The organism is Bradyrhizobium sp. CCGB12 (genome assembly GCF_024199845.1).
In the GTDB taxonomy this organism is placed as follows: Bacteria; Pseudomonadota; Alphaproteobacteria; order Rhizobiales; family Xanthobacteraceae; genus Bradyrhizobium.
The window spans coordinates 3,564,443-3,577,168 of record NZ_JANADO010000001.1 but is presented as its reverse complement, the minus strand read 5'-3'; the positions used below and the strand labels follow the sequence as shown (position 1 = coordinate 3,577,168).

Below are 12,726 nucleotides of genomic sequence, written 5' to 3'. Positions count from 1 at the left end.
CCCACGGGTAGGAAACTTACCAAGATATCGGCGACATGATGGAGACCTGGGATGGCTCTCGCTTTGCGAGTCCCATCCCGCGAGCTACGGACCAGCGCTCACCAGATGTTTTCGGAAGAAGGCCAGTGCGGCAGCGTTGAACTGCGCGTGAAAGGCGGCACGGTCGAACCCCGGCCTGTCGGTGCAGACGTCGGGACGCTTCTTCGCCAAGCCCGGCGTGCAGGGCGGAAGGAATGCAAAATGGCCAGCGTTCGGCACGAGATGATAGTCGGGTCTGACCGGCAGGTCGTGCTCAATCACTGAAACATAGTCCAGCGTGACCTCGCCGCCGGTTTTATCCTCTCCACTCAGCGCCGACGCCCAAAGCTGAATCGGGATTGTTGCGTCCTTCAAGGCGTCCCGGCCGAACAATGGACCGAACGCGGGATCGGCAATGACGAGGGCCTTGACGCGCGGATCATGCGCGAAGGCCTGTACCGGGATCTCGTTTCGTCGCAGCTCTGCGCAGCTGGGTTTCGGAGAATTTTCCGGGCACAGGGCGATGGCCTTTCGCAGATCGGGATTGGCGCCCGCGACCACCAGGCCGGTGTAGCCGCCCCTGGAAAAACCAAAGAACCCGCCATGGTCGCGGTCGAGCTTCGCATGATCGGACCACGCGGTGAGCATATGGTCGATCAATCTCGTGACGTCGGCCGGACGCTCCGTCAATGCGGCCAGCGTGTCCGCACGGCTCATGTCGCCGCCGCCGGCGTCGACCGGATGGTCGAGCGCGGCAACGACGAAGCCGCCATCGGCGAGCACCTCGGCCGTATCATGATGGCCGGCGAAATCTCCTCCAAAGCCATGCGAGATCACGATCAAGGGCAGCTTTTCACCAGAGACCGCGCAGTTTTGCGTCCCAGGCAGAGTGATCGCGCGAAGCTTCACTTCGCCGGCCTGCTCCTGACAGGGAGACCACACGGCCGCCTGCAACGCCGGAAAGCCGGCCCCGGCCGGCACCTTGATGAAACGAAAGCCGGCCGCGTGGGCGAGCGTCGCCGCCAGGCAGAATGCGGAGGCGAGTGCGAACCTCGGGATGTGCATGCGTTGCTCTCGTTAGGGTTTGCGGAGAGTCTCGTTTGGAGCGGATCAGTCTGTAGGACGGGTAGCGCGCAGCGAAACCCATCCTACGAGCTGATGCCTCGCCGTGGCTTACACGAACCTGACAAGAGGGCGATCGGACAGGCGCTTTTTCCGCTGGCCGCGGCGCCCCGAATGCTGGAAAAGAGCGCTAGATGCGGCGCGAGCCGCGCGTGACACCGGAACATCCGGCGGGACTTTGATGCGCCTTCTGATCGTCGAGGACAATGTCGAGCTGTCGCGGCTCGTGGCCGGCGGGCTGGCGGCGGCCGGCTATGAGAGCGACATCGTCGGCAGCGCGGCCGAGGCGCGCGAGGCGGTGAGCAGCGTCAGCTATGCCGCGATGATCCTCGACCTCGGTCTGCCCGACGGCGACGGCCTGTCGGTGCTGCGCGAGCTGCGCCGGCAGATGGAGCCGCTGCCGGTGCTGGTGCTGACCGCGCGTGGCGGCTTGCAGGACCGGGTTACCGGCCTGCGTAGCGGCGCCGACGATTATCTCGCAAAGCCGTTCGCGATGGAGGAACTGGTGGCGCGGCTGGAGGCGATCCTGCGCCGGCCGGGCCAGCTGCTGGGCCGCTCGCTGCGCCTTGCCAACCTCGTCTACGACACCGAGAGCCGCCAGATCTTCGTCGACGACCAGCCGCGGATCATCTCGGCGCGCGAGACCTCGGTGCTGGAGATCCTGCTGCGCCGGCAGGGGCGGGTGGTGCCGAAGAAGAACGTCGAGGACCACATCTTCGGGCTCGAGGGCGAGGTCGCCTCCAACGCCGTCGAGGTCTACGTCTCGCGGCTGCGCAAGCAGCTCGCCGAGCACGGCGCCAGGGTGGTGATCCACACCATCCGCGGGGTCGGCTATCTCATGGCCGAGGAAAAATAGCGTGGCTGCCGGCGGCCATGCCAGATCGTTCACGTTCAAATCGCTGATCTGGCGGATCGTATTCCTGCATATCGTGGCGGTCGCGATGGTCGCGATCGTCCTGCCGCTGGTGCTGTTCTGGCTGCTCAATTCCGAGATCGACCAGTTGCACCACGACGGCATGCGCGCCCAGGCCGAGGTGCTGGCGGAACGCATCGTCGCCCAGCCGGACGGCTCGCTGACGTTCAACCTGCCCGACAGCCTGCGCGGGCTCTATTCGGACGCTTACGGCCGCTATCAATACGACATCCGCGATGGCGAAGGCCGGTTGCTGTTTTCCTCGCACCGGCGGCCGGGCGCCGCGGCGCTTCGGCCGTCCGAGACGATTTCCGGCGCCGGCTACACCCGGATCATCGACGGCAAGCGGGTGCGCGTCCAGGTCGCCGAGGATCTCGCGCATCGCGACGTCATCATCGACGACATCGTCTCGAATTTCTTTCGGCGAGTCGGGTGGATCACCATCCCGATCCTGCTGGTCCTGCTCGCAACCGACATCATCATCTTCCGCCGCGCGATCGCCCCGCTGTGGAAGGCCTCCGAGGAAGCCAGCAATATCGGCCCGGCGCGTACCCACATCCGCCTGCCGACGGAGCAGATTCCGCGTGAGATCATGCCGCTCGTGACCGCGGTGAACCAGGCGCTCGACCGCCTCGAGGACGGCTTCCGGGTGCAGCGGCAGTTCACGGCCGACGCCGCGCATCAACTGCGCACGCCGCTCACGATCCTGCGTACGCGGATCGAGACGCTCGGCGACGGGGCGGCACGGCAGGCGCTGCATGGCGACATCGAAGCCATGAGCCGCATCGTCGCCCAGTTGCTGGAGATCGCCGAGCTCGACACGCTGGTGCTCGATCCCGGCGAGACCACGGACTTGCGCGCCGTCTGCGCCGAGGTGGTCGGCGCGATCGCCCCGTTCGCGATCGCGCAGCACAAGGACATCGCACTGAAGGGCACCGACGCGCCGGTCATGATCCACGGCAATGCGGAGATGCTTCAGCGCGCGATCTTCAACCTTGCCGAAAACGCCATCAAGTTCACGGCCAAGGACACTTCCGTGGATGTCGAGGTCGGCGAGGACGGCTCGGTGCGGGTGCGCGATTGCGGCCCGGGCATTGCGGAGGCCGAGCGCGAGTTGATCTTCCAGCGCTTCTGGCGCCGTGACCGCCAGCGCAGCGACGGTGCGGGCCTGGGACTTTCGATCGTGCGCGGCGTCGCCGACGATCACGCCGCGACGGTCGCGGTGGAAAATCTCCCCGGGGGCGGCGCGGAGTTCACGCTGCGGTTTCGGCTGGCGGAGAAGGCGGTCTCTTCACCCTCTCCACTTGGGGGGGAAGGCGGTTCGCCGCGATAGCGGCGAGACGGAAAGCGTCGGCTATTTCAGCTTGCCAGTGGACAGATCCATGATCATACGCGTCGTCAGATAAAGACGCGGCACGATGCTGTTGAGCTGCACGTATTCGGCATCGTTGGAATGCGCGCCGAAGCCCGACAGGCCCATGCCTTCCACCACGGCGCCGTTGGTTTTAAGCGCGGCAAACGCGGCGTCGGTGCCGCCGCCGGTCGCCTTCTCGTCGACCTTGAGGGACAGTCCGATCTCCCCATAGATCATCTTGCCGTAGGCCGCCACGCGGCGCGAGGCGTCGTTGGCCTCTAACGGCGGGCGGCGCACCTCGAACTTCAGCTCGACCTTGGAGTCGGGAAGCAGGCGATTTTTGATCTTGTCCTGCAGTGCCTTCTGCAACTCGTCGAAATCCGACACCTTGAGCGCGCGCGCATCGGCCTGGGCCGTGGCGTCGGCAGGGATCACGTTGCGATTGGTGCCGGCCTTGGAGACCGTCCAGTTCAGCTTCAGGCCCTGCTCGGGCCTGGACAGGTCCTTCATTTGGAGCACCTGGTGCGAGAGCTCGTACAGCGCATTGATGCCGCCCTCGGGCCGCGAGCCGGCATGGGACGACTTGCCTCGCACCGTGAGATAGGCCGAGCCGATGCCGCTGGTGGCGAGCCGCAGCGTGCCGTCGGTGCCGCCGCCTTCGAAGGAGAACACCACATCCTGATCCGAGGCGAATTTGGTGATGGTGCTGCGCCAGCCGGGCGAGGAGATTTCTTCGTCGCCGTTGGTGAGCACCGTGAGCGTGCCGTAATCCTTGAAGTTCAGTTTCTGCAGCATCGCCACGCTATGGAGAATGAGCGCGACGCCCTGCTTGTCGTCGGCAATGCCGAGACCGTAGGCCCTGTCGCCGTCGATGCGGAATGGCTGGTCCTTCAGCATGCCCTTCAGGTAGACCGTGTCCATGTGGGCAATCAGCATGATCTTCTTGCTGCCGGTCCCCTTGAACGTGGCGTGCACGGCCGGGCCGATCTTGTCGGGCGTATCGTCGAGGCGGTAGATGTCGGTGGGTTGCAGAATCTCCACCGTGCCGCCGAGCTGCCTGAGCTGGCCGGCGACGCGCTCGGCGATCTGGTTCAGGCCGTCGATGTCCTTGCTGCCGGATTCGATGTTGACGAGATCGCGCAGCGTGTCGAGCAGCGGCTGCTGCTCCTTTTGCGCAAGCGCATGGACATCGGTCACCGGTTCCGCGTGCGCCATTGTCGCGGCACAAGCCAGCCAGAGAGAGGCCATCAACGGAGCAACGAGCGAAGGAGCTTGGTGCGATCGAGGCATGAGCGGCGTCCACAGGTTGGAGGATGGGCCGGTATGCCTGCGTTTGTCGCGATTGTCACGTGCCGCGGCGCGCGCGTCATGCTCCGCCAAGGCGGAACACGACGGCGAGGGCGGTGACAGCTATTGCTGCGGCGGCCCGAGATCCAGCGGAGGCAGCTCGATCTGCGGCACCTCGATCTTGACCTTGTCGAGATCGACATTGAGGGGCTTGTCGAGCAGGCCCGTGACCACGGACGGGAAGATGATCACCAGCAACACCATGATCATCTGGAGGCCGATCCAGGGCATCGCGCCCCAGTAGATGTCGGAGCTCTTCACTTCCTTCGGCGCGACGCCGCGCAGGTAGAACAGCGCAAAGCCGAACGGCGGATGCAGGAACGAGGTCTGCATGTTCACGCACAGCATCACGCCGAACCAGATCAGCGCAGCGTCCGGTCCCACCACGGGGGCGAGAATCTTCTGCGCGATCGGCGCGATCATCGGCAGGATGATGAAGGCGATCTCGAAGAAGTCGAGGAAGAACGCCAGGAAGAAGATGAAGAGATTGATGAAGATCAGGAAGCCCCAGACCCCGCCGGGCAGCGAGGTCAGGAGGTGCTCAAGCCAGACACCGCCGGAGACGCCGAGGAATACCACCGAGAAGCAGGTCGACCCGATCAGGATGAAGGTGACCATGCAGGTGAGGCGCATGGTGGACTGGTACCCTTGCGTGATCAGGTCGCGCAGGTCGGGGATGCGCGCGGCCCGGATGCAGATCCACGCCACCGCCAGATAGGTCACCGCGAAGGCGAGCTTGAAGATCAAATTCTCGCTGAACAAAATCGCGATGATGGTGCCGATGCCGGCGGCGATCACGCCGATGATCAACACCTTGTTGTCGGTCGAGGAGAAGTCCTTGTGGTGGATCGCGGCGAGCACGATCGCGCCCACGGCCCCCATCGCGCCGGCTTCGGTCGGCGTGGCAAGGCCCATCATCATGGTGCCGAGTACGACGAAGATCAGCACGGCCGAGGGGATGATGCCCATCAGGCACTTCTTCCACAGCGCCCAGCCGGTCAGCGTACGGGCCTCTTTCGGCACCGGCGGCACGTGGCCCGGCTTGATCAGGCCGAGGACGAAGGTATAGCCGGCGAACAGCATGATCTGGAACACCGAGGGGCCCCAGGCGCCGAGATACATGTCGCCGACCGACTTGCCGAGCTGGTCGGCGAGCACGATCAGTACCAGCGACGGCGGTACGAGCTGCGTGATCGTGCCGGAGGCAGCCAACACGCCGGTGATGTAGCGCATGTTGTAGCCGTAGCGGATCATCACCGGCATCGAGATCAGCGCCATGGCGATCACCTGTGCCGCCACCGTGCCGGTGATGGCGCCCAGGATGAAGCCGACGATGATGACGGAATAGCCGAGGCCGCCGCGGACCGGGCCGAACAGCTGGCCCATCGAATCCAGCATGTCCTCAGCAAGTCCGCATCTCTCCAATATGGCGCCCATGAAAGTGAAGAACGGGATCGCGAGCAGGAGCTCGTTGGAGAGCACGCTGCCGAACACGCGGCCGGGGATCGCCTGGAGGAAGTTGAGATCGAAGAAGCCGAGATGGATGGCGAGAAAGCCGAAGGACAGGCCGACGGCCGCCAGCGTGAACGCAACGGGGAAGCCGATCAGCATCGCCAGAACCAGGCCGCCGAACATCAACGGCGGCATCATCTCCAGCGTAATCATTGGGTCGGCCTCTCATACTTGGCGTCGATCGTCACATAGCCCTGGAGAGCCGCCATACGCTTGATGACCTCGGAAACACCCTGGAGCGCCAGCATGACGAAGCCGGCGGGAATCACGAACTTGATCGGCCAGCGGATCAGGCCGCCGGCATTGGCCGACATCTCGCCGACGCTATAGGCCTGCATGAAAAACGGCCAGGACAGATAAGCGAGCAGGAGACAGGAGGGGATCAGGAAGAACAGCGTGCCGATCATGTCGAGCCAGAGTTGGCCGCGCTCGGACAGGGTCAGGTAGAAGATCTCGACCCGCACATGCTCATTGCGCTTGAAAGTGTAGGACGATCCGAACATCACGATGATGGCGAACATGTACCATTGCAGCTCCAGCCAGCCGTTCGAGGAGTCGTTGAAGGCGTAGCGGATCATGGCGTTGGCCGCGCTGACCAGGCACGCCAGGAGCACGAGCAGGTTACAGACGTACCCAATCTTTTCGTTGAGGGCGTCGATGGCGTTGCTCAGCGCCAGCAATGGACGCATCTTACTTTCTCTCCGTCGCGGCCTTACACTTCACGGAAGGCTTCAGCACACATCGCTCGGCTCGCGCGCAAAATGCACACGACCGCATGGATCGAATTCCGAAAGCGTTGCGGCGTCAGTCCTCCCCTCGCGCCTTGCCGTCTTGACCGCGACCGCCAACGGGCGGGCCGGCTTATGTTGCCGGGCAAGCAAAGGCGGTCGCACCAAACCAGCGGCTTGGCGTGCCGTCAATCGGAAAATGGACAAATTGACGCGCTGTCAAAAGCTTAGGTTAGTGAGGCAGACCGTCAGCCGCCGGTGACGCTCATGTGCCTGCTGACGCTGGGACGGTCGTGGCGGCGGTCGATGATGAAATCGTGGCCCTTGGGCTTCAACCCGATGGCGCGGTCGATCGCATCCGCAAGCAGCACATCCTCGCTCGATGCACGCAGAGGTTTGCGCAAATCGGAAGCATCCTCGTGACCGAGGCAGGTGTGCAGCGTTCCCGTGCAGGTGATGCGCACCCGGTTGCAGGATTCACAGAAGTTATGGGTCATCGGCGTGATGAAGCCGAGCTTGCCGCCGGTCTCGGCGACGCTGACATAGCGCGCCGGTCCGCCCGTGGTCTCGGCTAAGTCTGTCAGCGTGAATTGCTGGGCGAGGCGGGCGCGCACGAGCGATAGCGGCAGATATTGGTCGAGCCGTCCCGATCCGATCTCGCCCATCGGCATCACCTCGATCAGCGTCAGGCCCATGCCCTTGCCGTGGGCCCAGCGCATCAGCTCGGGAAGCTCGTCCTCGTTGAGGTTCTTCAGCGCCACAGCGTTGATCTTGACGCCGAGCCCTGCGGCACGCGCGGCCTCGATGCCTTCCAGCACCTTGTCGATCTCGCCCCAGCGGGTGATCTCGCGAAACTTCCGGGGATCGAGCGTGTCGAGCGAGACGTTGATGCGGCGGACGCCGCAATCGGCGAGGTCCCGTGCGTGTTTCGCAAGCTGGGTGCCGTTGGTGGTCAGCGTCAGCTCGTTCAAGGCGCCGCTGGACAAATGGCGCGACAGCGAGCGCACCAGCGTCATCACGTTGCGGCGGACCAAGGGCTCGCCGCCGGTGAGCCGCAGCTTCTTCACGCCCTTGGCGATGAAGGCCGAGCAAAGCCGGTCAAGCTCCTCCAGCGTCAGAAGGTCCGCCTTGGGCAGGAACGTCATGTCTTCCGACATGCAGTAGAAGCAGCGCAGGTCGCAGCGGTCGGTGACGGACACGCGCAGATAGCTGATGGTCCGCCCGAACGGATCGGTCATCGCGCTCGACAGCGCGGCGCGGGGACTCGCCGTTGTGAGAGAGTTCGCGGAAGGTCCGTTCATACCAAATGCCTTGTCACTGACGGCGACGGGCGCACCTCTGCTTCAGCGGTGCCGTAGAACCAATCTAACCATCGGACGCGGCTAGGACAATCGGGTGGTATACGTAGGTCAGCGCTTGGATAGCCGCTTGGATCAGCGCGTGCCCGCGTTCGGATCGGGGAACGGCGAGGCGGCAACAGGTGTAGAATCGGCCGGGGCCGCGGCCGGCGCGGCTGCGGCCGGTTTCGGCTTCTTCGGCCGGTGCGGCTTGCGGACCGGTTTGGGCGGGGTGGCCGGCTGGAGCTCCGCAAACACCGGATTCGGGTCGGTGGTCACAGAAGCCGGCGTGGTGAAATCGCCGGGATTCTTGATCACATTCACCGGTATGCTCGCCGACTGGTATTTGGGCAGCGCGTAAGCGACCGTAAAGGGAGCGTCTGGGGCGGGAACCGAGACGGAGCAGGGGGTCTTGCAGCCCGCACCCAGCGATGTCGTGGCGTCAGCACCCGGGGGATTGGATTCGAGCCGGACCTGGACGGTCGGCGGGTCTGATTTGAACATGTCCCAGGACATCGAGGAGCAGCCGCCGAGACTTGTTGCCCCCAGGAGGCTCGCTCCCGCTAACGCAATCGCGATGACACGACCCATAACCCATCCACTTCTACTGCGACGAACCGCCACATCCCCGGCCGGACCATAGGAGCGTCGTTTGGGGCAGGCAACCGGCGCGCGGCGCATAGATAATAGATGGTTAACGCGGGGTTCCGCAAAATAATCGAGCTAACTCAGTATGTTATGGTAGTTAGGCCATCATCAGGCTGCTGGCCGCGGCCGGCAGGTCGCGCATGTGATGGATCAGCCGGTCGGGCTTCAGCTCGGCGATCGGCACGTCCGTGTAGCCGAAGCTGACTCCGATCACGGGCACACCCGCCCTCCGGGCGACGCCAACATCGGTTCCGGCGTCACCGACCATGATGCTGGCTTTGACCTCTCCGCCCGCCCTCGCCACGGTCTCGCGAAAGATGGTCGGGTCGGGCTTTTGGACGCCAAAGGTGTCGGCGCCGCAGATCGCCGCGAAACGGCGGCTGAGGTCAAGCTGGTCCAGCAGCCGCTTCGACAGCCATTCCAGCTTGTTGGTGCAGACCGCGAGGCGATGGCCTTGCGCGGCAAAATGGTCGAGCGCGGCCTCGAGCCCCTCGAATGGGCGGGATTCGACCGCGATATGGTCGGCGTAATAGGCGATGAAGTCCGCCGTCATCCGGTCCATGTCGGCGGGGGTGACGGTGCGGCCCTCGGCCTCCAGCCCCCGCTCGAGCAGCTTGCGGGCGCCGGCGCCGATCATGTTGCGGGCCGAGGCCATCGGCACGGGCGGTAGCCCTTCGCGGTCGAGCACGTGATTGAGCGCGGTGATCAGGTCGGGCGCCGTATCCACAAGCGTGCCGTCGAGATCGAAAACGATGGTGTGCGGGGAGGTCATGAGGAAGCGCTACCGGCCCTGCCGCATCGAAGCAAGGGGCGACGCCATAAGATGCGCTTATAGGCCTGTTCCCAGACCCTGTTCTCCGGCGAAAAACGAGGCTACATAGGCCGCCGCAACCGGCCACAACCCGGACGGCGCATTCTCTATTCAAAGGCGGGCGCAATACGTGAACATGGACCAGTTGAAGCGGCAGGCTGCAGCGCGCGCCCTCGAGGAGGTGCGTGACGGCATGCAGCTCGGGCTCGGCACCGGCTCGACCGCGAAACATTTCGTCGAGCTGCTCGGCGAGCGTGTCGCCGCGGGGCTCAAGGTGATCGGCGTGCCGACCTCAGAGGCGACGCGCGCGGACGCGATGCGCTGCGGCGTGCCGCTGACCACGCTGGACGATATCGACCATCTCGACATCACCGTCGATGGCGCCGACGAAATCGATCCCGCGCTCAATCTGATCAAGGGCGGCGGCGGCGCGCTGCTGCGCGAGAAGATCGTGGCGGCCGCCTCGGATCGCATGATCGTGATCGCCGACGACAGCAAATGGGTGCCGACGCTCGGCAAGTTTCCGCTGCCGGTCGAGGTGATCCCGTTCGGGCTCGGCGCGACGCGCCGTGCCATCGAGAAGGCATTTGCCGAATGCGGCGTTTCCGGGCAAATGGCAGTCCGCAAGGCCAAAGACGGCCACGTTTTCGTCACCGATGGCGGCCACTGGATCGTCGATGCCCAGCTCGGACAAATCGTGGATCCACCCGGTCTCGCCAAGGCGTTGAGCGCCATCCCCGGCGTGGTCGAGCATGGCTTGTTCATCGGCTTGGCCGGTTCGGCCGTTCTGGCGGGTGGCGAAGGAATTCGCGTGATTGAACGGCGAAAGCCGAAAGGAGACCAGGAATGAAGAACGTGTTGAAAATCTTGCCGGCCGCGACCCTCGCTGTGGGACTGGCGCTTTCGGTCACCCCGGCCATGGCGCAGCAGGCCGCGCCCAAGGCCGCTGCGCCGGCCCAGAAGGCCTCGCCTGCGGCGATTGCGGCGGCCAAGGAGATTTTGCAGATCAAGAACGCGAGCGGGATGTATGCCGGCGCCGTGCCTGGCATGGTCGAGAAGACCAAGATCGCGCTGATCCAGCAGAACCTTAACTACCAGAAGGACCTCAACGAGGTCGCCCCGATCGTGGCTCAGCAGCTCGCCGGCCGCCAGAGCGAGATCGGCGACGGCATGGCGCAGATCTATGCCAACGAGTTCACCGAGCAGGAGCTGAAGGATCTCGTGACCTTCTACAAGTCGCCGCTGGGCAAGAAGCTGATCGAGGCCGAGCCGCGCGCGATCGGGGCCAGCATGGCCTTCATGAACTCCTGGGCCCATGAGTTTGCCGAGACCGTGATGGGGGCCTTCCGCGCCGAGATGCGCAAGCGTGGCAAGGAGGTCTGACAGAACCCATCTGATCAGTAATTCCTGGTGGGGGTCGGAGTGGACAATGGCTGAATTCGACGTCGACCTCTTCGTCATCGGCGGTGGCTCGGGCGGCGTGCGAGCCGCCCGCATCGCGGCCGGCCATGGCGCCCGCGTGATGATCGCGGAAGAGTACCGCATGGGCGGCACCTGCGTGATCCGCGGCTGCGTGCCGAAGAAGCTGTTCGTGATCGGCTCGCACGTCCGTCACGAGCTCGAGGAGGCCGCGGGTTTCGGCTGGACCGTTCCGCCCGCCACCTTCGACTGGCCGACGCTGATCGCCAACAAGGACAAGGAGATCGCGCGGCTGGAGGCGGCCTACACGACGAACGTCGAGAAGTCGGGCGCGCAGGTCGTCAAGAGCCGGGCGGTGATCGAGGACAAGCACACCGTCCGCCTGCTCGAGAACGACAAGAGGATCACCGCGAAATACATCCTGATCGCCACCGGCGGTGCGCCGAACCACGGCGCGTCGATCCCCGGCATCGAGCATGTGATCTCCTCCAACGAGGCGTTCCACCTGAAAAAGCTGCCGAAGCGGATCGTGATCCAGGGCGGCGGCTACATCGCGCTGGAATTCGCCGGCATCTTCGCCGGCTTCGGTTCCGACGTCACCGTGATCTATCGCGGCGACAACATTCTTCGCGGTTTTGACGAGGATGTTCGCAGCCATGTCCGCGCCGAGATGGAGAAGCAGGGCATCACCATCCTCACCGGCTGCACCGTGAGCAAGGTCGACCGCCACGACGAGGAGTTCACCACCCATCTGTCGAACGGTTCGAGCCTCGCTTCCGATCAGGTGATGTTCGCGATCGGCCGCCACCCCAACGTCGCCAATCTCGGCCTAGAGAACGCCGACGTCGCCATCAATCCTGCGAACGGCGGCATTGCCGTCGACCATTTCTCCAAGAGCTCGGTCGACAGCATCTACGCGATCGGCGACGTCACCCACCGCTTTAACTTGACCCCGGTGGCGATCCGCGAGGGCCATGCCTTTGCCGATACCGTGTTCGGCAAGCGCGAGGTCAGGGTCGATCATGCCAACATCCCGACCGCCGTGTTCTCGCAGCCGGAGGTCGGCACGGTTGGTTTGACGGAAACCGAGGCGCGCGCGCAATTCAGCCACGTCGACATCTACAAGACGACGTTCCGCCCCATCAAGGCGACGATGTCGGGCCGCGACACACGCGTGTTGATGAAGCTCGTCGTCGACGGCGCGACCGATCGCGTGCTGGGCTGCCACATCGTCGGCGATGCCGCCGCCGAGATCACCCAGGCGGTCGCGATCGCGGTGAAGATGAAAGCGACCAAGGCCGATTTCGACGCCACGATCGCGCTACACCCGACCGCGGCCGAGGAACTCGTCACCATGCGCACGCCGACCGCGCGCCACGTGCGTCAGGCGGCGGAGTAGCCTTCGCCCTGTGAGGTCTGGGTCCGCGGGGTCTTGGTCCGCGGGGTCTTGGGGGCCGTCGGAGGTCTTGACGTTTTGTTCATGTTTTGTTCTTATGCTGCACCCGTGATGGAGGCAG

The 12,726-nt window shown here is 64.5% G+C and carries 12 protein-coding genes; 5 read left to right on the top strand and 7 right to left on the bottom strand.

Annotated elements, in window-relative coordinates:
- Positions 1 to 84: 84 nt before the first annotated feature.
- On the bottom strand, positions 85 to 1,083 hold the full coding sequence (locus NLM27_RS17255; protein WP_254144446.1) for a dienelactone hydrolase family protein: 999 nt from the start codon (positions 1,081 to 1,083) through the stop codon (positions 85 to 87).
- 238 nt (positions 1,084 to 1,321) lie between these two features.
- On the opposite strand from NLM27_RS17255, the gene NLM27_RS17250 reads away from it, so the two are divergent.
- Together NLM27_RS17250 and NLM27_RS17245 are read left to right on the top strand one after the other, a co-directional pair.
- A complete protein-coding gene (locus NLM27_RS17250) occupies positions 1,322 to 1,996 on the top strand; it encodes a response regulator transcription factor (protein WP_254144445.1) in 675 nt (224 codons plus the stop codon).
- A gap of 1 nt (position 1,997) precedes the next feature.
- Positions 1,998 to 3,386: an ATP-binding protein gene (locus NLM27_RS17245; RefSeq protein WP_254144444.1), complete on the top strand. Its 1,389-nt coding sequence runs from the start codon at positions 1,998 to 2,000 to the stop codon at positions 3,384 to 3,386.
- A 21-nt stretch (positions 3,387 to 3,407) separates the two neighbouring features.
- Here the strand turns inward: NLM27_RS17245 and NLM27_RS17240 are convergent, their stop codons facing one another.
- The 6 genes from NLM27_RS17240 to NLM27_RS17215 all read right to left on the bottom strand — a co-directional run bounded on the left by NLM27_RS17240 (position 3,408) and on the right by NLM27_RS17215 (position 9,751).
- On the bottom strand, positions 3,408 to 4,697 hold the full coding sequence (locus NLM27_RS17240; RefSeq protein ID WP_309144749.1) for a M20/M25/M40 family metallo-hydrolase: 1,290 nt from the start codon (positions 4,695 to 4,697) through the stop codon (positions 3,408 to 3,410).
- A 120-nt stretch (positions 4,698 to 4,817) separates the two neighbouring features.
- A complete protein-coding gene (locus NLM27_RS17235; RefSeq protein WP_254144442.1) occupies positions 4,818 to 6,419 on the bottom strand; it encodes a TRAP transporter large permease subunit in 1,602 nt (533 codons plus the stop codon).
- A complete protein-coding gene (locus tag NLM27_RS17230; protein WP_254144441.1) occupies positions 6,416 to 6,955 on the bottom strand; it encodes a TRAP transporter small permease subunit in 540 nt (179 codons plus the stop codon). Before NLM27_RS17230 ends, NLM27_RS17235 begins: the two co-directional genes overlap by 4 nt.
- Before the next feature lie 287 nt (positions 6,956 to 7,242).
- Entirely contained in the window at positions 7,243 to 8,295 is a 1,053-nt protein-coding gene (gene moaA, locus NLM27_RS17225) for a GTP 3',8-cyclase MoaA (RefSeq protein WP_254144440.1), read from the bottom strand.
- A 132-nt stretch (positions 8,296 to 8,427) separates the two neighbouring features.
- Entirely contained in the window at positions 8,428 to 8,922 is a 495-nt protein-coding gene (locus tag NLM27_RS17220) for a hypothetical protein (RefSeq protein WP_254144439.1), read from the bottom strand.
- A 154-nt stretch (positions 8,923 to 9,076) separates the two neighbouring features.
- On the bottom strand, positions 9,077 to 9,751 hold the full coding sequence (locus NLM27_RS17215) for an HAD family hydrolase (RefSeq protein ID WP_254144438.1): 675 nt from the start codon (positions 9,749 to 9,751) through the stop codon (positions 9,077 to 9,079).
- 169 nt (positions 9,752 to 9,920) lie between these two features.
- Here NLM27_RS17215 and rpiA point away from each other — a divergent pair, with 169 nt between their 5' ends.
- From rpiA to gor, 3 genes are read left to right on the top strand one after another with little or no spacing between them, the layout of a single operon-like run.
- Positions 9,921 to 10,640: a ribose-5-phosphate isomerase RpiA gene (rpiA, locus tag NLM27_RS17210; protein ID WP_254144437.1), complete on the top strand. Its 720-nt coding sequence runs from the start codon at positions 9,921 to 9,923 to the stop codon at positions 10,638 to 10,640.
- Complete coding sequence (locus tag NLM27_RS17205) at positions 10,637 to 11,173, top strand: DUF2059 domain-containing protein (protein ID WP_254144436.1); 537 nt, start codon at positions 10,637 to 10,639, stop codon at positions 11,171 to 11,173. Before rpiA ends, NLM27_RS17205 begins: the two co-directional genes overlap by 4 nt.
- Positions 11,174 to 11,219: 46 nt before the next feature.
- Complete coding sequence (gene gor, locus NLM27_RS17200; protein WP_254144435.1) at positions 11,220 to 12,608, top strand: glutathione-disulfide reductase; 1,389 nt, start codon at positions 11,220 to 11,222, stop codon at positions 12,606 to 12,608.
- The last annotated feature ends 118 nt before the right edge of the window (positions 12,609 to 12,726 follow it).